The organism is Chelatococcus sp. KU-N122, from assembly GCF_055391085.1.
Map to the genome: position 1 here is coordinate 7,862,736 of NZ_AP043981.1, position 25,610 is coordinate 7,888,345.

Annotated in this window: 21 protein-coding genes and 1 pseudogene; 14 read left to right on the forward strand and 8 right to left on the reverse strand. The window is 70.1% G+C overall.

Annotation, left to right across the window (positions count from 1 at the left end):
- Window positions 1-8 precede the first annotated feature (8 nt).
- The 10 genes from ACZ5PO_RS35490 (at window position 9) to hpnH (ending at window position 10,838) form a co-directional block, all read left to right on the forward strand.
- A complete protein-coding gene (locus ACZ5PO_RS35490) occupies window positions 9-755 on the forward strand; it encodes a TlyA family RNA methyltransferase (protein ID WP_464187436.1) in 747 nt (248 codons plus the stop codon).
- Entirely contained in the window at window positions 745-2,055 is a 1,311-nt protein-coding gene (locus tag ACZ5PO_RS35495) for a class I SAM-dependent RNA methyltransferase (protein ID WP_464187437.1), read from the forward strand. The genes ACZ5PO_RS35490 and ACZ5PO_RS35495 overlap by 11 nt, the downstream gene beginning before the upstream one ends.
- A complete protein-coding gene (locus ACZ5PO_RS35500; protein WP_464187438.1) occupies window positions 2,052-3,473 on the forward strand; it encodes an FAD-binding oxidoreductase in 1,422 nt (473 codons plus the stop codon). The genes ACZ5PO_RS35495 and ACZ5PO_RS35500 overlap by 4 nt, the downstream gene beginning before the upstream one ends.
- Entirely contained in the window at window positions 3,470-3,976 is a 507-nt protein-coding gene (locus ACZ5PO_RS35505; RefSeq protein ID WP_464187439.1) for a GNAT family acetyltransferase, read from the forward strand. Before ACZ5PO_RS35500 ends, ACZ5PO_RS35505 begins: the two co-directional genes overlap by 4 nt.
- Window positions 3,973-4,965 (forward strand): flippase-like domain-containing protein, encoded by a 993-nt coding sequence (locus tag ACZ5PO_RS35510; RefSeq protein ID WP_464187440.1) that lies wholly within the window; start codon window positions 3,973-3,975, stop codon window positions 4,963-4,965. The genes ACZ5PO_RS35505 and ACZ5PO_RS35510 overlap by 4 nt, the downstream gene beginning before the upstream one ends.
- Complete coding sequence (gene hpnI, locus ACZ5PO_RS35515; protein WP_464187441.1) at window positions 4,962-6,101, forward strand: bacteriohopanetetrol glucosamine biosynthesis glycosyltransferase HpnI; 1,140 nt, start codon at window positions 4,962-4,964, stop codon at window positions 6,099-6,101. The genes ACZ5PO_RS35510 and hpnI overlap by 4 nt, the downstream gene beginning before the upstream one ends.
- Window positions 6,101-7,528 carry a hopanoid biosynthesis associated radical SAM protein HpnJ gene (gene hpnJ / locus ACZ5PO_RS35520; protein WP_464197162.1) on the forward strand — a complete coding sequence of 476 codons (1,428 nt, stop codon included), beginning with the start codon at window positions 6,101-6,103 and terminating at the stop codon, window positions 7,526-7,528. The genes hpnI and hpnJ overlap by 1 nt, the downstream gene beginning before the upstream one ends.
- Window positions 7,525-8,370, forward strand: a complete 846-nt coding sequence (gene hpnK, locus ACZ5PO_RS35525) for a hopanoid biosynthesis-associated protein HpnK (RefSeq protein ID WP_464187442.1) — start codon at window positions 7,525-7,527, stop codon at window positions 8,368-8,370. The genes hpnJ and hpnK overlap by 4 nt, the downstream gene beginning before the upstream one ends.
- A 132-nt stretch (window positions 8,371-8,502) precedes the next feature.
- Window positions 8,503-9,447 carry a 4-hydroxy-3-methylbut-2-enyl diphosphate reductase gene (gene ispH / locus ACZ5PO_RS35530; protein WP_464187443.1) on the forward strand — a complete coding sequence of 315 codons (945 nt, stop codon included), beginning with the start codon at window positions 8,503-8,505 and terminating at the stop codon, window positions 9,445-9,447.
- Window positions 9,448-9,683: 236 nt separating this feature from the next.
- Window positions 9,684-10,838, forward strand: a complete 1,155-nt coding sequence (gene hpnH / locus ACZ5PO_RS35535; RefSeq protein ID WP_464187444.1) for an adenosyl-hopene transferase HpnH — start codon at window positions 9,684-9,686, stop codon at window positions 10,836-10,838.
- Here hpnH and ACZ5PO_RS35540 read toward each other — a convergent pair.
- From ACZ5PO_RS35540 to hpnA, 7 genes and pseudogenes are all read right to left on the reverse strand, one after another.
- Window positions 10,779-11,696: a phosphorylase family protein gene (locus ACZ5PO_RS35540; protein WP_464187445.1), complete on the reverse strand. Its 918-nt coding sequence runs from the start codon at window positions 11,694-11,696 to the stop codon at window positions 10,779-10,781. The two genes, hpnH and ACZ5PO_RS35540, sit on opposite strands and share 60 nt — an antisense overlap.
- Window positions 11,590-13,508 (reverse strand): annotated as a pseudogene (shc, locus tag ACZ5PO_RS35545) (squalene--hopene cyclase); the annotation flags it as partial. The pseudogene shc and the gene ACZ5PO_RS35540, both read right to left, overlap by 107 nt.
- Complete coding sequence (gene hpnE / locus ACZ5PO_RS35550) at window positions 13,505-14,752, reverse strand: hydroxysqualene dehydroxylase HpnE (protein ID WP_464187446.1); 1,248 nt, start codon at window positions 14,750-14,752, stop codon at window positions 13,505-13,507. The gene hpnE and the pseudogene shc, both read right to left, overlap by 4 nt.
- A 58-nt stretch (window positions 14,753-14,810) precedes the next feature.
- Window positions 14,811-15,629, reverse strand: coding sequence for a presqualene diphosphate synthase HpnD (gene hpnD / locus ACZ5PO_RS35555; RefSeq protein ID WP_464187448.1), 819 nt, complete (start codon window positions 15,627-15,629; stop codon window positions 14,811-14,813).
- Window positions 15,626-16,501, reverse strand: a complete 876-nt coding sequence (gene hpnC, locus ACZ5PO_RS35560) for a squalene synthase HpnC (protein WP_464187449.1) — start codon at window positions 16,499-16,501, stop codon at window positions 15,626-15,628. The genes hpnD and hpnC overlap by 4 nt, the downstream gene beginning before the upstream one ends.
- The gene (locus tag ACZ5PO_RS35565; protein WP_464187450.1) at window positions 16,498-17,679 is read right to left on the reverse strand and encodes a glycosyltransferase; all 1,182 of its coding nucleotides are present in this window, start codon (window positions 17,677-17,679) and stop codon (window positions 16,498-16,500) included. Before ACZ5PO_RS35565 ends, hpnC begins: the two co-directional genes overlap by 4 nt.
- Window positions 17,676-18,665 (reverse strand): hopanoid-associated sugar epimerase, encoded by a 990-nt coding sequence (gene hpnA, locus ACZ5PO_RS35570; RefSeq protein WP_464187451.1) that lies wholly within the window; start codon window positions 18,663-18,665, stop codon window positions 17,676-17,678. Before hpnA ends, ACZ5PO_RS35565 begins: the two co-directional genes overlap by 4 nt.
- Window positions 18,666-19,046: 381 nt before the next feature.
- Between hpnA and hpnN the strand changes: the two genes are divergently transcribed.
- From hpnN to ACZ5PO_RS35585, 3 genes are all read left to right on the forward strand, one after another.
- Window positions 19,047-21,677, forward strand: a complete 2,631-nt coding sequence (gene hpnN / locus ACZ5PO_RS35575) for a hopanoid transporter HpnN (RefSeq protein WP_464187452.1) — start codon at window positions 19,047-19,049, stop codon at window positions 21,675-21,677.
- 139 nt (window positions 21,678-21,816) lie between these two features.
- On the forward strand, window positions 21,817-22,632 hold the full coding sequence (locus ACZ5PO_RS35580; protein WP_464187453.1) for a DUF429 domain-containing protein: 816 nt from the start codon (window positions 21,817-21,819) through the stop codon (window positions 22,630-22,632).
- Window positions 22,633-22,739: 107 nt separating this feature from the next.
- The gene (locus ACZ5PO_RS35585) at window positions 22,740-23,045 is read left to right on the forward strand and encodes a hypothetical protein (RefSeq protein WP_464187454.1); all 306 of its coding nucleotides are present in this window, start codon (window positions 22,740-22,742) and stop codon (window positions 23,043-23,045) included.
- Window positions 23,046-23,197: 152 nt separating this feature from the next.
- Here the strand turns inward: ACZ5PO_RS35585 and ACZ5PO_RS35590 are convergent, their stop codons facing one another.
- Complete coding sequence (locus tag ACZ5PO_RS35590; RefSeq protein ID WP_464187455.1) at window positions 23,198-24,004, reverse strand: IclR family transcriptional regulator; 807 nt, start codon at window positions 24,002-24,004, stop codon at window positions 23,198-23,200.
- 376 nt (window positions 24,005-24,380) lie between these two features.
- Here ACZ5PO_RS35590 and ACZ5PO_RS35595 point away from each other — a divergent pair, with 376 nt between their 5' ends.
- Window positions 24,381-25,589 (forward strand): ABC transporter substrate-binding protein, encoded by a 1,209-nt coding sequence (locus ACZ5PO_RS35595; RefSeq protein ID WP_464187457.1) that lies wholly within the window; start codon window positions 24,381-24,383, stop codon window positions 25,587-25,589.
- Window positions 25,590-25,610: the final 21 nt, after the last annotated feature.

The following is a 25,610-nucleotide window of genomic DNA, read 5'->3' on the forward strand; positions in this document are numbered from 1 at the left end:
TCCCGCCCATGACCCGTCAACGCGCCGATCAGCTGCTCGTGGCCCGCGGCCTCTTCCCGAGTCGCGCCAAGGCCCAGGAGGCCATTGCCGCAGGCCTCGTGCGGGCTGGCGGTCAGCCGGTGGCGCGGCCCGCCGAGCTCATCGACGCGGCGGCGTCGATCGAAGCGGCCGCGCCCTATCCCTGGGTATCGCGCGGCGGCGTCAAGCTTGCAGCGGCGCTCGACCATTTCGCCATCGACCCCGCTGGCCTGGTCTGCCTGGACCTGGGCGCCTCGACCGGCGGCTTCAGCGACGTGCTGCTGGCCCGCGGTGCCGCCCGGGTCCACGCCGTCGACGTCGGCCACGGCCAGCTGCATCCGCGCCTGGCCGCCGATCCACGCCTCGTGGCCTATGAGGGCTGCGATGCGCGCACCGTCACCCCCGCCCTGCTGGGCGGGCCTGTCGACCTCGCCGTCGTCGATGTGAGCTTCATCTCGCTCAAGCTGGTGCTGCCGGTCGTGCCGGCGCTCTGCGCACCCGGGGCGCGGCTGGTCGCGCTGATCAAGCCGCAGTTCGAGGCCGGGCGGGAGCATGTGCGCAAGGGGCTGGTGCGCGACGCCGGCGTTCATGATGCCGTCCGCCGCGACATCGAGGCGGCCTTCGCGCAAACGGGCTTCGCGGCGCGCGGCATCGTGCCCTCACCCATTACCGGCGGCGACGGCAATGTCGAATACCTCATCGCCGCCGACCGGCAGGAGCCCACGCATGGCCGCTGAGCTCACCATCGCCGATCTCGGTGGCCGCGGCGACGGCGTCGCCATGGCCGCCGGCGGGACGATCTACATCGAAGGCGCCCTCCCGGGCGAGGTCGTTTCGGTCGACGTCGCCGGCGACCGCGGCCGCCTCCTCGCCATCCTGCGGCCGTCGCCCGAACGGGCGACGCCGGTCTGCACCTATTTCGACCGCTGCGGCGGCTGCACGGCCCAGCACATGGCGGCGCCGCTCTATGCACGCTGGAAGACCGCGGCGCTGGCCACCGCCCTCGCCCGTGCCGGCATCGACGCCCCGCTCGCGCCGCTGGTCGACGCGGGCGGCAGCGGCCGCCGCCGCGTCATCCTGCATGGACGAGCGAACGGCGGCCGGGCCAGCGTCGGCTTCATGGCACCGCGCAGCCATGACCTCATCGCCATCGACCATTGCCCGGTGCTGACGCCCGCGCTGGCGCGCGCCCCTGAGGTGGCCCGGCAGCTGGCGCAGTTGCTCGCCCGCTTCGACAAGCCGCTCGACCTGCTGGTGACCGCGACGCTCACCGGCCTCGACGTGGATATTCGCGGCCTCGGCCAGAAAGCCCTGGGCAAGCAGATCGATGCGGCGCGCCTCAGCCTGGTCGAAGCGGCGGAGCGGCTCGACCTCGCCCGGCTGGCCCTGCACGACGACATCCTGGTCGAGCGGCGGCCGCCGCAGCTCGCCATGGGCCGTGCCGCGGTCGTGCCGCCGCCCGGCGGCTTCCTGCAGGCGACGGAAGCGGGCGAGCGCATCCTCGCCGATCTCGTCCTCGACGGTGTCGCCGAGGCCAAAGGCAAGGGCAAAGGTATGGGCATGGGCACCGGCAAGGGCCGGAACCGGACCCTGCGCGTCGCCGACTGCTTCTGCGGCTGCGGCCCGTTCGCGCTCCGTCTCGCCGAGCACGCCGATGTGCACGCCGTCGAGATCGACCCGGCGGCGCTTGCCGCTCTCGACCGGGCCAGGCGCGGCGCGTCGGGGCTGAAGCCGATCACGCTCGAGCAGCGCGACCTGCACCGCCGTCCGCTGCTGCCGCCCGAGATCGACCGCTTCGACGCCATCGTCTTCGATCCGCCCCGCGCCGGAGCGGAGGCGCTCGCCCGCCAGATGGCCGCCTCCAGCCTCGCGCTCGCCGTCGCCGTGTCGTGCGACGCGGCGAGCTTCGCCCGCGACGCAGCGATTCTGACAGCCGCTGGCTTCGTCCCGCGCCGCATCGTCCCGGTGGACCAGTTCCGCTATTCGGCCCATATCGAGATCGTCGGCGTGTTCGCGCGCGAAAAGGCGAAGAGATGAACCAGCATATCGCCCCCGAGACGCTTCTCTCCCGTTTTGCCGCCATCGTCGGCGACCATCACGTGGTGACCGACCCGAGCGACATGGCGCCCCATCTCAAGGAGGCCCGCGACCTCTACCAGGGCGTGGCGCGCGCCATCCTGAAACCCGGTTCGACGGATCAGGTGGCGGCCGTCGTCAAGCTCGCGCGCGAGGCGCGGCTTGCCGTCGTGCCCCAGGGCGGCAACACCGGCCTGGTCGGCGGCCAGATTCCGGCCGGCGACATCGACGCCGTCGTCGTCTCGCTGACCCGCATGGACAAGGTGCGCGAGGTCGACCCGCTGACCGACACCATGACGCTCGAGGCCGGCATCACCCTGCTCAAGGCGCAGGAGGTAGCTGATGGCGTCGACCGGCTGTTTCCGCTGTCGCTCGCCTCGGAAGGCTCCTGCACCATCGGCGGCAACATCGCTGCCAACGCCGGCGGCACGGCGGTGATCGCCTACGGCAACACGCGCGAGCTGGTGCTGGGGCTCGAGGTGGTGCTGGCCGACGGCCGCGTCTGGCACGGGCTCAACAAGCTGCGCAAGGACAACACCGGCTACGATCTCAAGGACCTGTTCATCGGCTCGGAGGGCACGCTCGGCATCGTCACTGCGGCGGTGCTCAAGCTGTTCCCCAAGCCGCGTGCTCGCGCCACGGCCATGGCCGCGGTGCCCTCGCCCAAGGCGGCGCTGGACCTGTTGATGCTGGCCAAGGCGCAGGCCGGCCAGGCGCTGACCACCTTCGAGCTGATCCCGCGCATCGGCATCGACTTCGTCACGCGCCATCAGCCGGGGACGCGCGACCCGCTTGCGAACCCTTCGCCCTGGTACGTGCTGATCGAGCTGTCATCGTCCCAGGAGAGCGGCACCGACGAGGTGCTGGAGAACCTGCTGGGCAGCGCCATCGAGGCCGGCCAGGTCACCGATGCCACGCTCGCCGCATCGCTCGACCAGCGCACGGCCCTGTGGACGCTGCGCGAAGGCCTCTCCGATGCGCAGCGGTACGAGGGCGGCTCGATCAAGCACGACGTGTCGGTGCCGGTGGCGCAGGTCCCGGATTTCATCGCCGAGGCCTCGGAGGCCGTGCGCGGCTTCATGCCCGGTTGTCGGCCGGTGCCCTTCGGCCACATGGGCGACGGCAACATCCACTTCAACGTCAGCCAGCCGGAGGGCGCCGACAAGGACGCCTTCATTGCCCGCTGGGACGCCATGAACGACATCGTGCACGCCATCGTCGTCAACCACGGCGGCTCGATCTCCGCCGAGCACGGCATCGGCCGCCTGAAGCGCCACCTGCTGCCGGGCGTCAAGGATCCGGTGGCCCTCGACCTGATGCGCACGCTCAAGCGCGCGCTCGACCCGCAGGGGCTGCTCAACCCGGGGGCGGTGCTGTGAGCTCGACCGACACGTCCGACGTCGGCGAAGCGGCGACGATCCGGCCGATGCGGCCGGGCGAGGAGGAGGCAGTCGTCGCCGTGTGGCAGGCCGCCGGCCTGTTGCGGCCGTGGAACGACCCGTTCGCCGACATCGCCTTCTGCCAGGAGAGCGGCCACGGCGAGGTGCTGGTGCTCGCCGCCGACGGCCCGGGCGGCCCGCAGCCCATCGCCGCCGCCGTGATGGTCGGCCACGACGGGCACCGCGGCACGGTCTATTACGTGGCGGTCGATCCGGATCGCCGCCGCGCAGGTCTCGGCCGCGCCCTGATGGCCGGCGCCGAAGCCTGGCTCAAGGCGCGCGGCATCTGGAAGCTCAACCTGCTCGTGCGCGCCGACAATCGCCAGGTGGTGCGCTTCTACGAAGCCATCGGCATGGCGGAGGGCGAGCGCATCTACATGGAGAAGTGGCTCGACCCGGCGCGTAAGGGCGAGGCCGGGTCGGCTCCATCACCGTCGCGATGAAGACAGTCCTCCGACTGGGTTGGATCGCCGGTGCGTGCGCGATCGTCGGCCTCATCGTCATGGAAGGCGCAGGGCCCGTGTTCAGCGCCGTCCAGGCGGCCGGCTGGGCCGTGCTCGCCGTCCTCCTGCTGCGCACCGTCGCCATCGTGATCGCCGGCGTCGGCTGGCACTTCCTGTTTCCGCACGCCGCACGGCCATCGGCGCTGAGCTGCATCCTGGTCCGCGTCATCCGGGAGAGTGCCAATGCGCTGCTGCCGATGAGCCAGGTCGGCGGCGACGTGATCGGTGCGCGCGTGCTGGTGCTGCGGGGAACGCGGGCCTCGCTCGCGGCGGCGAGCATCATCGTCGATGTGCTCGTGCAGGCGGCCACCCAGATCGTGTTCGCCCTGGCCGGCATCGCCGCCCTGGTTGCCCTGGGGGTCGGCGGCACGCTGGCCTGGACCGTCGGACTGGCGGTCGCGGGCGCCGCCCTGGCGCTCGCCGGCTTCTTCGTGCTCCAGCGCGGCGCCGGTCAGCGGCTCGTCAAGGCAGCCCTCACCCGGCTGGCCGGCGACCGCGAATGGCTCTCCATCGGTGCGGTCGATGCGCTCTACGACTGGTTCGCGGCGATCTACGCCGACCGCCGGTCGCTGTGGACGGCAGCCGCCGTCCATCTCTCCGGCTGGTTCGTCGGCGTGCTGGAGGTGTGGGTGGTGCTGACGGTCATGGGCTATCCGGCCGGATGGACCGAAGCGCTGGTCATCGAGAGCCTCATGCAGGCGGTCAGGGCGGCGGCCTTCGCCATCCCCGGAGCGCTCGGTGCCCAGGAAGGCGCGCTGATCGCGCTCTGCGCCCTGTTCGGCGTGCCGGCCGAGGCAGCGCTGGCGCTGTCGTTGGTGAAGCGCGTCCCGGATGTCGTCCTCGGCGTGCCCGGTCTTCTCGGCTGGCAGTTCGTCGAGGGCCAGAACCTGCGCCTGCGACGCGCCGTGGGCCAAAGCGGCAGCCCGTGATCTCGTCCGCCTTCCTCCTGCTGGCTGCGGCCGGCTGCGTCTATCTGCTGTATGCCCTGTATGCAGCGGCGACGGCACGGCAGCCAGATGCTGCGCCGCCGGCGGGCTGGTCGGCACCCGCGGTCACCATCCTGAAGCCGCTGCACGGCGCCGAGCCGGGCCTGTTCGAGAACCTCTCCTCCTTCTGCGCCCAGAGCTATTCGGCCCCGGTCCAGATCGTCTGCGGCGTGCAGGCGCCCGACGACGGCGCCATCCCGATCGTCGAGCGGCTGCGCGGCGCCTTTCCGCGTGCCGACATCCGCCTCGTCGTCGATCCGACGCAGCACGGGGCCAACCGCAAGGTCGGCAACCTCATCAACATGCTGCCGCTGGCGCGGCACGACTGCCTCGTCCTCGCCGACAGCGACATCGGCGTTGCTCCGGACTATCTGACCCGCGTGACCGCGGCGCTGGCGGAGCCCGGCGTCGGCGCGGTCACCTGCCTCTATCGCGGCGTCGCGGCCGCCGGAGTCTGGTCGCGCCTGTCGGCCCTTGCCATCGACGGGCATTTCCTGCCGAACGTCCTGGTCGGCCTGACGACCAGCCTGGCACGGCCGTGCTTCGGCTCGACGATCGCGTTGAGCCGCGCGCAGCTCGCATCGATCGGCGGCTTCGGGGCCCTCGCCGACCAGCTTGCCGACGACTATGCCGTCGGCGCGGCCCTGCACGCCCAGGGACTGCGGGTTGCGGTGCCGGAGCTCGCCGTGCGCCACAGCTGCGCCGAAACATCGCTCGGGGATCTGTGGCGGCACGAGATACGGTGGGCCCGTACCATCCGGCTCATCGATCCCGGCGGCCACCTCGGATCGCTGGTCACCCATCCGCTCGGCTGGGCCCTGCTCGCAATGGCGACAGGGGCGTGGGCGGGCGGCGCGGCGCTGGCCATCGGCGCCATTGGCGCCCGTATGATGCTATTGCTGGTGCTGGCCCGCCGCTTCAATGCCGATGCGCCGTCGCTCTGGCTGGTTCCGGCCCGCGACGTTCTGTCCTTCGGCGTGTTTGCCTGGAGCTTCTGCGGCCGGGCCTTGACTTGGCGGGGGCAGAGCTACCAACTCCGCCCTGACGGCAGCCTGCGGCGAGCCGGGAGACACGAGTGATGCGGACCCTTTTCCTGCAAGCGCCGTCCTTCGACGGCTTCGACGGTGGCGCCGGCTCCCGATATCAGGCCAAGCGCGAAATCGCGTCGTTCTGGTATCCCACCTGGCTCGCCCAGCCGGCGGCTCTGGTCGAGGGATCGAAGCTGATCGACGCGCCGCCGCACAAGGTCAGCCTGGACGCCGTGGCCAAGCAGGCGCGCGACTACGACCTCGTGGTGCTGCACACGTCCACCCCGTCCTTCGACAGCGACGTGAAGACCATCGAGGCGCTCAAGGCGGTGAACCCCGGGCTCAAGGCGGGGCTCATCGGCGCCAAGGTCGCCGTCGAGGCCGACAAGAGCCTCAAGGCCGCGCCGGCGGTCGACTTCGTCGCCCGCAACGAGTTCGATTTCACCATCAAGGACGTGGCCGACGGCCGCGACCTGGCGTCGATCAAGGGGCTATCCTGGCGCAATCGGGACGGCCTGATCGTCCACAACGAGGAGCGGCCGGTGGTCCACGACATGGATCAGCTGCCGTTCGTGACGCCGGTCTACAAGCGCGACCTCAAGATCGAGAACTATTTCATCGGCTATCTCAAGCACCCCTACATCTCGTTCTACACGGGGCGAGGCTGCAAATCGCGCTGCACCTTCTGCCTGTGGCCGCAGACCGTCGGCGGCCACCGCTACCGCACCCGCAGCGTCGGCCACGTGATCGACGAGATCCGCTGGGCCAAGGCCGCCTTCCCGCAGGTCAGGGAGTTCTTCTTCGACGACGACACCTTCACGGACGACCTGCCGCGGGCCGAGGCGATCGCGAGGGAGCTCGGCAAGCTCGGCGTCACCTGGTCCTGCAACGCCAAGGCCAACGTGCCGCGCGAGACGCTGAAGGTGCTGCGCGACAACGGCCTGCGGCTGCTGCTGGTCGGCTATGAGAGCGGCAATCAGCAGATCCTGCACAACATCAAGAAGGGCATGCTGGTCGACGTGGCCAAGCGCTTCACCAAGGATTGCCACGAGCTCGGCATCGTCATCCACGGCACGTTCATCCTGGGCCTGCCGGGCGAAACGACCGAGACCATCCGTGAGACCATCGCCTTCGCCAAGGAGATCAATCCGCACACCATCCAGGTCTCGCTGGCCGCGCCCTACCCGGGCACGTTCCTCTACAAGCAGGCGCTGGAGAACGGCTGGCTCGACGATGCCAATGCCGAGCTGGTGAACGCCGACGGCGTCCAGATCGCGCCGCTCCACTACCCGCACCTCAGCCACTCCGAGATCTTCCATTCGGTGGAGGATTTCTACAAAAGCTTCTATTTCCGGGCACCCAAGATCGCCTCGATCGTCGGCGAGATGGTGCGCAGCCCGGAGATGATGAAGCGGCGCCTGCGAGAAGGCGTCGAATTCTGGCGCTTCCTGCGCAGCCGGGCCGACGTCGCCGCTTGAAGCGCCTCATCGTCACCGCCGACGATTTCGGGCTGGCGGCCGAGGTGAACGAGGCCGTCGAGCAGGCGCACCGGCACGGCGTGCTGAGCGCCGCGAGTCTGATGGTCGCCGCCCCGGCTGCCGCGGCCGCCGTGGAGATGGCGCGCCGCCTGCCCGGTCTGCGCGTCGGCTTGCACCTCACCCTGGTGGAAGACTGGCCGCTGCTGCCCGCGGCCGACCTTCCCGGCCTCACCGATGCCTCCGGGCGGCTGCGCACCGACCTTGCGGCCTATGGCTTCGCCATCTTCAGCCGGCCGGCCGTGCAGCGTCAGGTCGGCAAGGAGATCCGCGCCCAGTTTGAGGCCTTCCGCGCCACCGGGCTCGTCCTCGACCACGTCGACGCCCACCAGCACTTCCACCTTCACCCCACCGTGCTCGGCGCCATCCTCGCCATCGGCCGCGACTACGGCATGAAGGCACTGCGCGTGCCCAGTGAGCCGCCGCGGTTGCTCGCGGCGGTCGAGCCGCTCCGGCGCGGGCTGGCGACGCGTATCGCCGCGCCCTGGGCTGCCCTGATGCGAGCCCGCGTGCGCAGCACGGGCCTGACCGCCGCCGATCGCGTCCTGGGGCTGGCATGGTCCGGCGCGATGACGGAGGCGCGCATGGCCAGCCTGATCGCGCGGCTGCCTGCGGGCCTCACCGAGATCTACACCCATCCCGCCACGAACGACGGCTTCGCCGGAGCGGCACCTGGTTACCGCCACGACGAGGAACTGGCGGCGCTGCTGTCCCCGCGCGTCGCCGAGGCGCTACGCCGTTCCGGCGCCCAGCTGTGTGGTTACGGCGACAGCCTGCCGAATTGAGGACGCAACCTATATGCCCGCGGCGCATTCCTGCCTAAGTTGGAGCGAAGAGACCGCTTCGCCGTCGACGGGCCGAGAATGCTGCTGTCGAATATGGAGCGGCGGTCGCACGTCAGGATCTGGTCATCGACGATGAAGATCATTCTCGCCCAACCACGTGGATTTTGTGCCGGCGTCGTACGCGCCATCGATGTGGTGGAGCGTGCGCTCGAGAAGTACGGCACGCCTGTCTACGTGCGCCATGAGATCGTTCACAACCGCCACGTGGTCGAGTCGCTGAAGGCCAAGGGTGCCCGCTTCGTCGAGGAGCTGAGCGAGGTTCCAGCCGGCGCGGTGACGATCTTCAGCGCGCACGGCGTGTCCCGCAAGGTCGAGGACGAGGCGCGCGAGCGTGGGCTGCCGACCATCGATGCCACCTGCCCGCTGGTGACGAAGGTCCACAATCAGGGACGGCACTACGTCGCCCAGGGCCGCACGCTGATCTTCATCGGCCATGCCGGGCATCCCGAGGTCGAGGGTACGCTTGGCCAGATCGACGGCGAGTTGCACCTCGTCGAGAGCGAAGCGGATGTGGCCAAGCTGGCCATCGCCGCCGATACGCCGGTCGCCTACGTGACGCAGACGACGCTCAGCGTCGACGATACGCGCGGCATCATCGCCGCCCTGCAGCGGCGCTTCAGCGACATCGAGGGCCCGGATACCCGGGACATCTGCTACGCGACGCAGAACCGGCAGAGCGCCGTGCGCGAACTGTCGCGCGCCGCGGACGTCATCATCGTGGTCGGCGCGCGCAACAGCTCGAATTCCAACCGCCTGCGCGAGATCGGCGAAGAGGCCGGCCTGCCGAGCTATCTCGTCGCCGACGGTGGCGAGATCGATCCGGCCTGGGTCAAGGATGCGCAGGTCGTGGGCGTCACGGCCGGCGCCTCGGCTCCCGAGGTCCTGGTCGACGACGTCGTGCGCACGCTGATGCGGATCAAGCCGGCGGAGCTGTCGGTCCTCGACGGACCGAAGGAGACGATCAGCTTCCGCCTGCCGGCGAAGCTGGCCGCGCGCGCCAACTCGAACGCGGCCTAGAGCGCCTACCGATCGGGCAAGACCACCCGATCGGACAGAAGCGCTCCTATTCAAAGGCTTGGAGCATTGCCGGCGGATCAGACGATTTCATCTGGTCGGGAAATGCTCTAGCGGTGGATATGAAGCGTCGCCACATTGGCGATCGAATTGACGTTTCCTAGCGGTCGTCGACATCGTGCCTTGATCCGCCGCACGCGTCGCGGCGGCATCCCGTTCACCAGCCGAAGGAGCGCCTCTTGGGCATTCCGCTGAGACAGATCGTCAGGGTCGGCGCCTACGTCGCCCGCCAGCACCTTTCGGGGCGCAAGCGCTATCCGCTCGTCCTGATGCTGGAGCCCCTGTTCCGCTGCAATCTCGCATGCGCGGGCTGCGGCAAGATCGACTATCCCGATGCCATCCTCAACAAGCGTATCTCGGTGAAGGACGCGCTGGATTCGGTCGACGAATGCGGCGCCCCGGTGGTCGTCATGGCCGGCGGCGAGCCGCTCCTGCACAAGGAGCTGCCGAAGATCGTCGAGGGCGTCATCGCGCGGCGCAAGTTCGCCATCGTCTGCACCAACGCGCTGCTGCTCGAGAAGAAGATCGACCAGTACAAGCCGAGCCCCTACTTCACCTGGTCGATCCACCTCGACGGCGACCAGGAGATGCACGACAAGTCGGTCTGCCAGACCGGCGTCTACGACCGCGCCGTGGCGGCGCTCAAGCTGGCCAAGGCCAAGGGCTTCCGCGTCACCATCAACTGCACCTTCTTCAACGACGCCGACGGCGCCCGCGTCGCCGCCTTCTTCGATACGGTGACGGCGCTCGGCGTCGACGGCATCACGGTGTCGCCGGGCTACGCCTACGAGCGCGCCCCCGACCAGAAGCACTTCCTCAACCGCTCCGCCACCAAGGAGCTGTTCCGCGGCATCTTCCGGCGCGGCGACGGCGGCCGCAAATGGGCCTTCAACCAGTCCGGGATGTTCCTCGACTTCCTGGCCGGCAACCAGACGTACCACTGCACGCCCTGGGGCAACCCGACGCGCACCATCTTCGGCTGGCAGCGCCCGTGCTATCTGCTCGGCGAGGGCTACGCGGCGACATTCAAGGAGCTGATGGAGGAGACCGACTGGGACGCCTACGGCGTCGGCAACTACGAGAAGTGCGCCGACTGCATGGTCCACAGCGGCTTCGAAGCCTCCGCCGTGCGCGACACCGTGGCCAAGCCCTGGAAGGCGCTCGCCGTCGCCATGCGCGGCGTGCGCACCGAGGGGCCGATGGCGCCGGAGATCGCGCTCGACAGGCAGCGCCCGGCCGAGTTCGTCTTCCAGCGCAACGTGACCCAGAAGCTCTCAGAGATCCGCAAGGCTGAGGCCGAGGAAAAGGCCAGGAAGGCGGCGAACGCGGCCTAGCGCCGCGAAGGCCGCGGCGCTGTCGCGCCCCGCGGCCACCAGCCCCGGGATCTGAGCAGGAGAGCCGAGAACCGCCGCCGTCACGGCCTTCAGGTCGAGGCTGCCGTCCGCTTTGGTGGCTTTCAGGACCAAGGGCGGCAGGTTCCGGTCGGCCGGATCGCTCACCGCCCTCAGCACGGCGAAGGGCAGACCCTGTTCGGCGGCGAAGCGGGCCGCGATCAGGCTCTCCATGTCCACCGCAATCGCACCGGTGGCGTTGGCGAGGGCAGCCTTGTCCTGGCGCGTGAGGACCGGCGCCTCGACAGCGGCGACGGTTCCCGTCCACGCCCGCATGCCAGCCGCCGTCAGGCGTTGGACGAGCTCCTGCCCAAGGGCCGCGTCGAACGCCAGCGTGGCCTCTGCCGCGACGACCGTGGTGCCGACCACGACATCGCCACTCCTCAGATTGGGGTCGAGGCCGCCGCACAGCCCGAAGCTGACCACTAGATCCGGGTGTCCCGACACCGCGTCGAGCCCGGCCCGCAGCGTCGGCGCGTCGCCGCAGAGGACCTGCGTGCCCTCGCCCGCGACGATGCGGGCCTCGCGGGCGAGCCCGCAGACGACCAACAGCGACGGCGGCGCCCGTCCGCTCATGGCGGGGCCCTGCCGGTCACATGCCGTACTGCGGGGCCAGGCTGTTGCCGCGCCTGAGGTTGCGGTAGCGCGCCATGGCCCACAGCGGAAAGAACTTCGAATAGCCGTGGTAGCGCAGGTAGAACACGCGCGGAAAGCCCGTCGCCGTATGGAACGGCTCGTCCCAGAAGCCGTCCTCGCCCTGTGTCGCGGCGAGATAGGCGATGCCGCGCGCGACCGACTCATGGTCCCCGGCGCCGGCGGCCATGAGGCCGAGGACCGCCCAGGCGGTCTGTGAGGCGGTGGAGGGCGCGCCTTCATAGCCCGCGTAGGCGAGCTTGTAGCTCTCGCCATCCTCCCCCAGCCGCCGTCGGCGTTCTGGACGCTCTCCAGCCAGGCGACAGCCCGGCTCACCGGCGGAGATCCCAGATCGTGACCCGCCGCCCCCAAGGCGCAGAGCGCCGACCACGTCCCATAGACGTAGTTCATGCCCCAGCGGCCGAACCAGCTGCCGTTCTTTTCCTGCACGGCCAGCAACGCGTCGATTGCGCGCGCCAGCACGGGGCTGGTGTCACGCGTCTCGCCGAGCTGGGCGAGCATCGAGATGCAGCGCGCGGTGACGTCGGCGGTGGGCGGATCGAGCAGGGCACCGTGGTCGGCGAAGGGAATATTGTTGAGATAGTGGTAGCTGTTGTCGGCATCGAAGGCGCCAAAAGCCCCGTCGCTGCTCTGCAGCCCCTCGATCCACTCGCGCGCCCTTGCGATCGCCTCGGCCTCCTCGCCGGTGGCGCTCCCCGTGCTCTCGCGCGCGGCGCGGTCCATGGCCATCACCACCACCGCGGTGTCGTCGAGGTCGGGATAATGGGGGTTGGCGTATTGGAACGCCCAGCCTCCCGGTCGCACGTCGGGACGCCGCACCGCCCAGTCGCCCTTGACGTCGAGCACCTGGCGCGGCTTCAGCCAGGCGAGGCCGGCGCCGGCCCGGGCGGCGGCGTCCGCATCGCCGACCTCGAGCAGGGCGTGCGACGCCAGCGCCGTATCCCAGACCGGGGACAGGCAGGGCTGGCAATACGCCTCGTCCTTGCCGATGACGAGCAGGTGCTCGATCGAGCGGCGCGCAGCGACGAGATCCGGATGATCGGCCGGATAGCCGAGCGCGTCGAACATCAGGACGGCATTGGCCATCGCCGGGTAGATGGCGCCCAGCCCGTCCTCGCCGTTGAGTCGCTCGGTGACGAAGGCGACGGCAGCCGCGATGGCGCGCTGGCGCGGCAGCGCCGGCATGTGCGGCTCGGCCAGCTTCAGCACGCGGTCGATGCCGCCGAAGAGCTTCACCCAGCCCCAGGCCTGGTGCGCGCCGCCCGGCCAGTCGCGCACCTGCTCCGGCGGCACCGCGAACAGCTCGGCCACGCCGACGCCGCGCCGGTTGACCGGCTTCGGCTTGAGCGCCTGCAGCACGAGCAAGGGCACCAGCACGGTGCGGGCCCAATACGACACCTTGTCGAGGTGGAAGGGGAACCAGCGCGGCAGGAGCATGATCTCCACCGGCATGGTCGGCGTCGCGCTCCACGGGACGATGCCGAAGAGCGCCAGCAGGAAGCGGGTGAACACGTTGCTGCGGCCGGCGCCGCCGTTGGCCAGGATCGCCTCCCGGGCCCGGCGCATGTGCGGGGCATCGACGTCGTCGCCGATCATCTTCAGGGCGAAATAGGCCTTGACGCTGGCGCTCATGTCGAACGGGCCGGCATGGACCAGGGGCCAGCCGCCGTGCTCACCCTGCACGCGCCTGAGGTAGACGCCGATCAGCCGCTCGAGCTCGAGGTCGTCCGGCTCGCCGCGGAAATGGCGCAACAGCACGTATTCGGCCGGGATGGTGGCGTCCGCCTCCAGCTCGAAGCACCAATGGCCGTCCTCCCGCTGAAGCGCGACGAGCGCCTCCGTGGCCCGGCCGATGTGGCGCTCCAGCCCGTCCGGCGTGAGGGCACCGTGCGCATGGTCGAAAGCAATATTCACAATGGCTCCCCGAGCACGTGAAACCGTGGCGCCCCCACCGTTCATCGTGACATGATCGAAGCCGCCTTATAGCCCGATCGCACCGCGCCTTCGATGGTGGCCGGCAGGCCGGTCTGCGTCCAGTCACCGGCAAGGACGATGTTGGTCCAGCGCGTCAGCGCCTGGGGCCGCCTGGCGTTCTGGGCCGGCGTCGCCGCGAAGGTGGCGCGCTTCTCGCGCACGATCTGCCAAGGCGGCAGCTCATCCGACAGACAGGTCAAGGCGGCGACCTCCCGCCAGATATCGGCCGCGAGCGCCTCGCGGGGCACCTCGAGCAGCCGATCGGCGCCGCTGATCGTCACCGACAGATGCTCCGGATAGGCGAACAGCCATTCCGTGAGGCCGTTCACCACGCCGAGCACCGTCGTCTGGCCCACCGGCGGCGCGATGCGGAAATGGGCATTGACGATGGCGCAGAACGCGTCGGGCACCTCGATCCCGGGCAGCAGCTCGTTGGCCGCCCCAGGTGGCACGGCGAGCACCACGGCATCGCCTGGCGCCAGCGCCACGGCGCCGGTGAGGGCGAAATCGAGGGTCGCGGCGCGGTCGCCGTCGAAGCCGATACGCCGCAGGCGGTCACCGAAGCTGATCGTCCCGCCGCGCGCCGCGATGAAGGCAAGCGCCGGGTCGATGAAGCTCGCCGAAAGCCCCTTGGCTGCGACCAGCGGGCGGCAGGCGCGGCCGCCGGCGCCCAGCGTCTCGCGCAGGATGCTCGCCGCGAGCGTCGCCGCGCCGTCCTTCGGATCGATGTTCAGCGCCGCGAGCAGCACCGGCCGCCAGAGCCGCTCGTAGAGCGGCCCGGAGCAGCGCATGGCCTCGCCGACGGTCGCCTCAGCCGGCGCACGCAGCACGCCGAGCGGAGCCAGGTAGTCGCGCACACGGGTCCCCGGCACGCGGCGCGACGGGTCGAGCAGCCACCACGGTACGCGCCCGTCGTTGGGGCGCAGCTGCCAGCGCTCCCCGCTCGCGACGTCGGCGAAGTCGAAGACCGCCGCGGCCGGCCCGCGCAGGCTGTCGCCGGCGCCGATACGGCCGAGATAGTCGAGCACCGTGCCGTTGCCGGACAGCAGCAGGTGGTTGCCGTTGTCGATCAGGAGACCCAGCGCCTGGTCGTGATACGAGCGGCAGCGCCCGCCGGCCGCCGGCGCCGCTTCATGCAGGACGACGCGGCAGCCGTCGTCCATCAGCCGCACGGCGGCGCTGAGGCCGGCGAGGCCGGCACCGACCACGTGCACGGTACGGCCGGTCATGGCGCGCCTTCGGCCGGCCGGCGCTTGCGCCGCAGCGTCGTCTCGGCTCCCCGACGCATCAGACGATGCCATGCATGAGATAGGCGCCGAGCACACGCCAACGGCTGGTGCGCACCCGCGGGCGCGGCGCCGCAAAGCCGGCGGCGACCATGCGATCGAGGATGGAGCCGTAGGCGGCGGCCATCAGCCGCGGCGCCCGCATGGCGCGGCGCGGGCCGGCCGCGAAGATCGGCTGCACCTTGTCGTAGTGGTGGCGGGCGCGGGCCGCCACCTCGGCGCAGACGGCCGGCAGCCGCGGGTCGGCGGCCACGGCGAGCGGCTCATCGATGGTGATGCCCGCTGCCACGAGGGCTTCGCGCGGCAGATAGAGGCGCCCGATCGCCGCGTCTTCGTCGATGTCGCGCAGGATGTTGGTGAGCTGGAGCGCGCGGCCGAGATGGTGGGCGAGCGCTTCGCCGGTGCTCTCGCCGAGGCCGAAGATGCGGACCGAGAGCCGCCCGACCGCGCTGGCGACGCGGTCGCAGTAGAGGTCGAGCGTGGCCCAATCCGGCGCGCGGATATCGCGCTCGGCATCCATCATCATACCGTCGATGACGGCGACGAAATCCTTCTGCTGCAGCCCGAAGCGACGGGTGGTCGCGGCGAGCACGCCGAGATGGGCGGGCGCGTGGCCGTCGAACATGGCGGCGATATCGGCCTGCCAGCGGTCGAGCCCGGCCAGGCGCTCGGCCGACGTGCCGGCGCCGTCGGCAATATCGTCGACGGCCCGGCAGAAGCCGTAGACCGCGTACATCCCCTCGCGCTGCTCCGGCGGCAGGATGCGCATGGCGAGGTAAAAGGAGCTGCCGGACGCGGACGCCGCCGTTTCGTCGGTCATGATCGCCGCTCCGCTCCTCCGGCAACGGTGCGCCCCACTTGCGCCAGCAGCCCTTGCAGGACGCCGACACCGCCGACCAGCGCGAAGCCTGCCTTGCCCAGGTGCACGGGCTCGCTCAGGGGGTCACGGCGCTCCAGTCCGGAGGCGAGATGGCGGGCGAGGTTGTGGATCGCCCCGATCTCGAGCGACAGCCTGAGGTCGCGGATCTGCGGCAGCAACGACTTGCTCTGGGCGATGAGCCCCGAGGTGCGCCGCGCCAATTCGCCGATGGCCGCAAGCAGCGGCGGCGCGGCGCGCGGAGCCGCGAGCATCTCCAGCCCGGCGCCGTGGGCGGCGAGCACATCCTGGGGCAGATAGACGCGGTCGAGGTCGCGGTAGTCGGGGCCGCAATCCTGCAGGTGATTGATGATCTGCAAGGCAGCACACAGCGTGTCCGAGGCGGCCCATGTCGCCTCGTCCTCCCCGTGCACGTCGAGCACGAAGCGGCCGACGGGCATGGCCGAGAGCCGGCAGTAGCCGATCAATTCATCCCAGTCGGCATAGCGGTTCTTGCGGACGTCGAGCCGGAAGGCGTCGAGCAGATCGAGCGCATGGCGCGCCGAGAGCCCCCGCTCGCGCAGGGCGTGCCGCAGCGGCTCCGCCTGCGGATCGGCCGGTCCGTCGCCGGTGAGCGCCGCGCCCAGGCCGTCGAGCAGCGCCAGCTTGCGCTCGGGCGCCAGGGCCGCATGGTCGGCGACGTCGTCCGCCGCCCGCACGAAGCGGTAGAAGGCGAGGATCGGCCCGCGGTTGCGGGCGCTCATCAGCCAGGACGCGACGGGAAAGTTCTCGTCGTTGTGCGTCTTGCCGGAGAGCGTGTCGGCTGCCGTCGTCATGCGCTCCTCGTCCCGCCGGGCGAAGCCTTCGCCTGGAAACGGCCTTTCCAGTGGCCACCGCGGCCGCGGACGTATTGCAGGGCCGAATCCAGCGTGAATGCGGTATAGACGGCGGCGATGGCCGGCAAGGCCAGGGCGCCGATCGGCGGCCGGCCGTAGAGGCGCAGCGTCGGCACGAACGACAGGGCCATCAAGGCCCAGGCCAGCGCGCCGATGGCTTGTGCTGGGCCGTGGGCCAGCACCGCCAGCAGCGGCGGCGCAAGATAGGTCACGATCATGCCGGCGACGGCGCCGGCGAGGCGCAGCGGCGAGTAGCGCAGCTCGGCATAGGCCGAACGCGCGACCATCCGCCGGATATCGGCGAAGCGCGGGTAGGCGCGCAGGCTGTGCACGTCCTCCGTCACGCCGAGCCAGATCGGGCCCTGCCGCTTCATCAGCCCGCCGAGGGCGCAATCGTCGATGAGCGCGTCGCGCACCCTATCGAGGCTGCCCGCCGCGGCCAGGACGTCGCGCCGCACCAGCATGCAGCCGCCGGCCGCGGCTGCGGTGCGCCGGCGCGGGTCGTTCACCCAGGGGAACGGATAGAGCATCTGGAAGAAGAAGACGAAGGCCGGCACCAGCCAGCGCTCGGCGGCGCTGGCGCAGCGCAGCTTCACCATCAGCGAGGTCAGCACCGTGGCTCTGGCCGAGGCGATGCCGACGAGCCGCCGCAGCACGTGCGGCGCATAGGCGATGTCGGCATCGGTGAACAGCACCAGCGGGACCGACGAGGCCTGGGCGTCCAGATGCGCCACGCCCTGGCGCATGGCCCACAGCTTGCCCGTCCAGCCGCGCGGCGGCTCGCTGCCATCGACGATATGCAGGCGGTCCGCCGCGGCGGCCGCCGCTGCTGCATCGGCTGCGATGCGGGCCGTGCCATCCGTGCTCTGATCGTCGACGAGCACGACGGACAGCCGTCCGGGATAGTCCTGCCGCACGAGCGAGGCGACGCAGCGCCCGATCACCTCGGCCTCGTCGCGCGCCGGCACGATCGCGACCACGTCCGGCCAGGAGCCCACCCCGGCGGGCGCGGCGGCGGCGCGGTCATCGCGTTCGCTACAGCGCCAGAAGCCACCGTGGCCGACGAGAAGGTAGGCCCAGATCGCGGCCGCGATGATGGCAAGCACCAGGAGCGTCATGGCAGATAGCCGTGCGCGCGGAACCAGACCACCGCGTCCGCCAGTCCCTCGCGATACGGCCGCGAGACGTAGCCGAGCTCGCGCCGTGCCTTGGCGTCGTCGAAGAACATGTGGTGGCGCGCCATGCGCAAGCCATCGACCGTCACGAACGGCTCCACGCCGCGCAGCCGGGCGACGAGCTCCGCACCATAGGCGATGGGATAGACGGCGACGCGCGGGATCCTGAGCGTCGGCGGCTTGCGCCCGACCAGGCGCGCGATGTCCGCCAGCATGTCGCCGAGGAAGACGTTCTCGCCGCCGAGGATGTAGCGCTCGCCGATGCGGCCGTGCGCGAGCGCCGCCAGGTGGCCGGCGGCGATGTCGTCCACGTGAGCCAGATTGAGCCCGGTATCGACGAAGCCCGGCATGCGCCCGGCCGCCGCCTCGACGATCACGCGCCCCGTGGGGGTCGGCTTGATGTCGCGCGGCCCGACGGGCGTCGAGGGATTGACGATCACCGCCGGCAGCCCGTCCCGGACCATGGCCTCGACCAGACGCTCGGCCGCGACCTTGCTGCGCTTGTAGGCGCCGATCGCTTCATGCTCGGCAAGCGGCTGCGCCTCCGTGGCCGCAGCGCCGTCCGTCAGCTTCAGCGTGGCCACGCTGCTGGTGTAGACGATCCGCTCGACCCCGGCCTTCAGCGCCTCCTCCATGATGAGCCGCGTGCCCTCCACATTGTTGTGCACGATCTCCTGCGGATCGCGCGCCCAGAGGCGGTAGTCCGCGGCCGCATGGAACAGGAAGCGCACCCCCGCGAGCGCCGCGGCGACCGAGGCGCGGTCACGCAGATCGCCTTCGCAGAGCGTGTCGGCCGGTTCGATGTTGGTGCGCGGGCTCGAACGGCGCACCAGCACCCGCAGATCATGGCCCTGCGCCCTCAGCGCGGCGGCGATGGCCGAGCCGAGAAAGCCAGAGGCGCCAGTGACGAGAACGGACGACGACACCATGCGGCCTGATCAGCACATCCGCGCGACCGAAAGCAAGGATCGTGGCGCGCTCGCCGTCTCGGATTTCGCCCCCCGTCCGGTCGCCCGAAGGCGCGCCGCGCCGCATCGGCCATCGGGTCTCGACGGGCAGTCCTCGCACCTGCCCTGGGGGAAGCTGCGGCGATTTGCGCCCGGACGGCGCTCGCGCGCGATCGCCTCGGGGGCGGGCGTACCTCGCCGATGGCGCCGAAAGCCACTTGCCGGCAAGTCCTCCCGAGAGGATTCCGGCCGCGCCGAGCGGCCTGCGGCGCACCGCGCCGCGCGGCCGTACGTTGACCGGACCGCCCGGGAAGGCGATAGAAGCGCTCCCTTCATGCCCGCAGCGACGGTAATGCTCCCACGATGACCGCCGCCATCATGCAGGCCGTGCGTGTGTCCGGCCGCCATCCATGGCTCGTCGTTCTCGGCTTCCTCGCCGTGACGCTCCTGGGCGGGCTCTACGTTGCCCGCAACTTCGCCATCGATACCGACAGCGACAAGCTGCTGTCGGCCTCGCTGCCCTGGCGCCAGCAGGAGATCGCGCTCGACCGGGCCTTTCCGCAGCGCACCGGCCAGCTCATCGCCGTCATCGACGCCGCGACCCCGGAGAAGGCGGAGGCAGCCGCGGACGCGCTGGTCGCAGCCCTCTCCCCGCGCACCGACCTCATCCGCAGCATCCGCCGCCCCGACGGCGGCCCGTTCTTCGCCAAGAACGGCGCCCTGTTCCTCGACCTCGAGCGGGTGCGCCACGACATGGCCGAGCTCAAGGGGTCCGAGCCGCTGCTCGCGCCCCTCGCCGCCGACCCTTCCCTGCGCGGCATTCTCGGCACGTTGTCGCAGGGGCTGCAGGGCGTGAGCTTCGGCATGGCCAAGCTGAGCGACCTCGAACCCTCGATGACGGCGATCGCCGACGCCCTGGAGCGATTGTCGCAGGGCAAGGACGGGGCGTTCTCGTGGCGGCGGCTGATCGGCGGCGGCCAGCCGCCGTCGAAAGCAGAGCTCCGGCGCTTCGTGAACATCCAGCCGGTGCTGGATTTCGACGACCTGGAGCCCGGCGGCAAGGCCACCCGCGTGATCCGCGACACGATCGGCAAGCTGAACCTCACGCCCGCGCAGGGGGTGACGGTCCGGCTGACGGGGCCCGTCGCCCTGTCCGACGAGGAATTCGCCACCGTGGCGGAGGGGGCAGAGTTCAACACGGCCGCCACCGTCGTCATCGTGGTGCTGCTGCTGTGGCTGGCACTGCGGCAATGGGGCATCATCGCCGCCGTCGTGCTCAACCTGGCGGTGGGCCTCGTGCTCACCGCCGCCGCCGGTCTGTGGCTGGTCGGGGCGCTCAACCTGATCTCGGTCGCCTTCGCGGTGCTGTTCATCGGCATCGGCGTCGACTTCGGCATCCAGTTCAGCGTCCGCTACCGGGCCGAGCGGCACGAAGAGAGCGACCTGCAGCGGGCGCTGCTGTCGACGGCCCGCATCGTCGCCGGGCCGCTGCTGCTGGCGGCCGCGTCGATCGCCGCGGCCTTCTACTCGTTCCTGCCGACCGCCTACCGCGGCTTGTCGGAGCTCGGCCTGATCGCCGGAACCGGCATGATCATCGCGTTTGCGACCACGGTGACGCTGCTGCCGGCACTGATCGTGCTGTTTCGGCCGCCGGGCGAACCGGAAGCGGTCGGCTACCCCGCGCTGGCACCCGTCGATCGCTTCCTCAACAGGCGCGGCAACTGGGTGGTCGGGGTGACGCTCGGCCTCACCGTGCTTGCCCTGCCGCTGCTCTGGCAGCTGCGCTTCGACTCCAACCCCCTGGACCTGCGCTCCAAGAGCACGGAGGCCGTGTCGACCCTGCTCGACCTGCTGCGCGACCCGCAGACGAGCCCCAACACCATCGACATCCTGACGGACAACCTGAAGGACGCGGCCGCACTCGCCGAACGGCTGCGCAAGCTGCCCGAGGTGGCGCGAGTGGTGACGCTGGAGAGCTTCGTCCCCGAGCAGCAGGACGAGAAGCTCGCCGCCATCGGCGAGGCACGATCGGCGCTTCAGGGCATGCTCGATCCGAGCGCGGCCAAGCCGCCGACGGCGCAGGAGACCGAGGCCGCCCTTACCGACACGGCGCGCGAGCTCCACGACGTCGCCGGTCAGCAGCCCGAGCCCGCAGCCGCACAGGCTCGGCGCCTCGCCGGGCTGCTCGAAGCGCTGGCCAAGGGGCCGCCCGCCGCGCGGGCGGCGGCTGAACAGGCCCTGGTCGCCCCGCTCACGGCCACGCTTGCCCAGCTGAGGAACCTGCTCTCTGCCGCGCGCGTCGATCTCGCCTCGCTGCCGCCCACGCTCAAGAGCGACTGGGTCACCGCGGACGGCAAGGCACGGGTCGAGGTGGCGCCCAGCGGCGATGGCAACGACGAAGCGACGCTGCGCCACTTCGCCGACGCGGTCCGGGCGGTCGCGCCCAACGCCACCGGCATGCCGGTGCTCGTCACCGAGGCCGCCGCGACGATCGTGAAGGCCTTCATCCAGGCCGGCGTGTTCTCCGTCGTCTCGATCGCGCTCATCCTCTATGTCACCTTGCGGCGCTGGCTGGATGTGGCGCTGACGCTGGTACCGTTGTTGGTGGCGCTCATCGTCACCCTGGAGATCTGCGCGGCGATCGACCTGCAGCTGAACTTCGCCAACATCATCGCCCTGCCGCTGCTGCTCGGCGTCGGCGTCGCCTTCAAGATCTATTACGTGATGGCGTGGCGGGCCGGTGAGACGAACTTCCTGCAGTCGAGCCTGACACGCGCCGTCTTCTTCAGCGCCTGCACCACGGCCACGGCGTTCGGCAGCCTGTGGCTGTCGCACCACCCCGGCACCTCGAGCATGGGCAAGCTGATGGCGCTCGCGCTGCTGACCACCATGGCCGCCGCCACTCTGTTCCAGCCTGCCCTGCTGGCCAGCCGGAACGGCGCCAGGTCCGAGGCGCGCGACGAGGCGCCCTCCCCCGAAGGACCCCGCCTGTAGCCGCAGGTGCACGGCGATCGCTTCGCTGCGCCCGTCGATGCTGGTTCGGGGCCAAGGCAACGGCGCGCTTGATCGAGGTGCTGCGACCACCGTAGCGTGCGCGAGCGTACGTTCGTCCTCTCACAGCGCGGATCGGAAGATGCAGGCCGTCTTGGGCATCGACGCCGCTTGGACCATCACCAATCCAAGCGGCGTGGCGGTTGTCGCGGAGGACGCACAGGGCTGGCGCCTCGTTGCCGTAGCTGGCTCCTACCGACATTTCGAGGCCTTGGCCCAGGACGGTCGATCGGCGGAGGCACGCCCCGTCGGATCGCGACCGGATCCGGCCAAGCTGCTCGACGCCGCCGCGATCCTGTGCGGACGACCTGTCGATCTCGTCGCCGTCGACATGCCGTTGGCACGCGGCCCGATCGTCGGTCGCCGCGCCTCGGACAATGCGGTGTCGGCCGCCTATGGCGCGCGCCGATGCGCAACCCACTCGCCCAGCGCCCTGCGGCCGGGCCGCCTGAGCGACGATCTGCGGCTGGGTTTCGAGCAGTCCGGCTATCCACTGCACACGGGGACACCCACGACACGGGGGGTGATCGAGGTCTATCCGCATCCGGCGCTGGTCGAGCTGGCGGGCTCCCGGATGCGGTTGCCCTACAAGTTGTCGAGGATTTCCAAGTATTGGCCGGAGTTGGCTCCGACGGAGCGGAAGCAGGCTCTCCGCGAGCAGTGGCTCGATATCGTGCGTGCCCTGGACAAGCGGATAGCAGGGGTCGCGGACGCGCTGACGCCCCTGGCCGCCGATGCCCGCGCCATCGACTTCAAGGCCTATGAGGACAGGCTCGATGCGATCGTCTGCGCCTGGGTCGCCATCTGCGTCCTGCGCGGCGACGCCCGCGCCTTCGGTGACGAGCATTCGGCCATCTGGATCCCTGCCGGCGCGGCGAAGGGCGAATGCCTGACCTGAAACCTCGCGTGCGAGTTTGCACATCGGCTATCGAGGTAAACGCGCATGGTTACTTTCAGCCGCAAGACAAATGCAGCGGCGCCGAGGCAACCAGGGACGCTACGACCATGTCGACCATGATTTCCCGCACCCGCTTCATCCGCCGTCCGCTGGCGCTGGCCGCCTTGGCCGGAGCCATTGCCGCGGCGCCGCTGTCGCAGGCCTCCGCCGGCTATCGCTACTGGGGCGGCGCCCCGGCCGGCGCGATCGCTGCGGGCGTGGTCGGCGGCATGATGCTCGGCGCCATGGCGGCCGAGGCCAACCGCGGCCGAGTCGTCTACGCGCAGCCGGTCTACGGCCGCTGCCACTGGCGCACAGTCGCCGTCTACGACGCCTGCGGCTGCCGGCTGGTGCGCCAGCGGGTGTGCGACTGACGAGGGCATGACGCGCGCATCACGCCACCACACTAGAGCATTTCGCCATTGGATGACCCCATCCAATGGCGGAGAGAGACTCATAGTCTTTTGAATCTGGAGCGCTTTTTTGCGATTGGATGCGTCCACCCAATCGCGAAGCGCTTTAGGGCCTATTGCGATCCCAGGCGCGTGATGATGGCGCCGATCGCCTGGCCCAGAGCATCGAGCCGTTCGCGCGGCTTTGCTTCGATCAGCTTGGCGATACGCGTATAGGGCCCGAGAACACCGACGCTGTACTGCACACCGTTGGGCGGAATCTCGATCGGCACCGCGAATGCGGCCAGCTCGGCTTCGACCTCGCGGATGCACGTGGCAAAGCGCGTCCGCCGGATCTCGGCGTATTCCTCGCGGATCAGCCGGCGGTCCGTCTTGGTCCACGGCGTCAGCGGCTCGATGCCGGCGTCGAGCCCGCGCTCGATCACCTCGTCCGGCTGGAAGGCCATGATCGCCTTGCCGCTGGCGGTGGCATAGGGCTGGAGGATCTTGCCCGGCAGCACGTAGCCGCGCCACGGCGTCTCCGGCGAGGCGATAGCGATCGAGCGCACGGTGACGTCCTCGAGGCGGCCGATGTAGCAAGTCTCGCCGATGCTGGCGCTGAAATCACGCAGCAGCGCGTCCGACAGCGACGCCACGGCGTTGCTGTCGATACCGAGGTAGGCCAGGCGGCGGACCCGCTGCGCCAGCACGTAGCGGCCCCGCCCCTCGTTGGACAGCGCCACCAGCTCCGACCTCTGCATCGTCGTCAGCAGCCGGTGCACCGTCGCCTTGGGCAGCATGAGCATGCGGGCGAGCTCCATCAGCGTCAGGCCGTCGCCGCTCAGGGCCAGCACCTCCAGAATGCGGAAGTAGCGCTCCAGGGGCGCGTGCCGGCCCTGCTCGTCCAGCCCGGGTCCGTCGGGAGTCTTCGGCGCGCTCATCGCTCCCAATCGCCCCTGGCGGCCGGATTGTCCAGCCGCCGATGCATGCCGCGAGGGGACGCGGTCGTCCGATTGCGACATGCCGCAACGCTTTGAAGCCGGGCCGCTGCGGCGCGGCCGGCGTGTTCCCGCCCGGCCGCGAGGCGCCCGAATGACGACCTGCCATCGGCGTTTGACCGACTTCGCGGCAGGCGCTGCCCCATGACCGGCCTCGTCGCACAAATGCGCATCGAAGGCCAGTTTGTCGCGGCCGCCCCGGTTGACAGGAGCGCCGGGCGTCGAGAGGATATTTCCATAAATCGAGACAAGTTTCGATTAACGGAACATTCCGGTGGGTGCGGACGGCACGAGACCACACGAGAGGAGCGGGCAGACCATGAAAGCGAGAGCCATCCCATTGCTGTGTACCGCCCTGGCGCTCGCGACAGCGGCGCCGGTCGCGGCGCAGCCGAGCGATACGGTCAAGATCGGCATGCTCATGGACATGTCCGGCAACTATTCCGACGTCGCCGGCAAGGGCAGCGTCACCGCCGCGCAGATGGCCGTCGAGGACTTCGGCGGCCAGGTCCTGGGCAAGAAGATCGAAGTCGTCTTCGCCGACATGCAGAACAAGGTCGACATCGCCAGCGCCATCGCGCGCCAATGGTTCGACAAGGACGGCGTCGACGCGATCATGGACATCAACATGTCCTCGGCCGGCCTCGCCGTCAGCGACATCGCCAAGGACAAGAACAAGATCGTCGTGATCAACATCTCCGGCTCGCCGCGCTTCACCAACGAGGCCTGCAACGCCAACACCATCCACTACGTCTACGATACCGATGCCCTCGCCCGCTCGACCGGCACGGCGCTGGTCAAGAGCGGCGGCAAGTCCTGGTACTTCGTCACCGTCGACTACGCCTTCGGCCATGATTTCGAACGCGAGACCGCCAAGACCGTCGTGGCGGCCGGCGGCAAGGTCGTCGGCTCGGTGAAGGTGCCGATCAACGCCATGGACTACTCGTCGTTCCTGCTCCAGGCCCAGGGCGCCAATGCGGACGTCATCGCCTTCGCCACCGCAGGCGCCGACACCTCCAATGCCATCAAGCAGGCGAAGGAGTTCGGCATGGGGCAAGGCCAGCAGAAGCTCGCCGGCCTCCTGGTCTATATCAACGAGATCGATGCGCTCGGGCTCGAAGCGGCGCAGGGCATGCAGTTCACCACCGGCTTCTACTGGGACCTGAATGACGAGACCCGCGCTTTTGCCAAGCGTTACAAGGAGCGCATGGGCAAGATGCCGAACATGTCCCAGGCCGGCGTCTACTCCAGCACCATGCATTACCTCAACGCGATCAAGGCCGCCGGCAGCGACGACACCGCCACGGTGATGAAGACGATGAAGGAGATGCCGATCAACGATTTCTTCGCCCGCAACGGCAAGATCCGCGAGGACGGCCTCATGGTGCACGATCTCTATCTGGTGCGCGTCAAGAGCCCCGGCGAGTCCAAGGGCCCGTGGGATTACTACGACGTGCTCAGGACGATCCCCGGCGAGGAGGCCTTCCCGCCCCTGTCGCAGTCCCGCTGCCCGCTGCTGAAGAAATAAGGCCGGGCTCGCGCCCCGCGC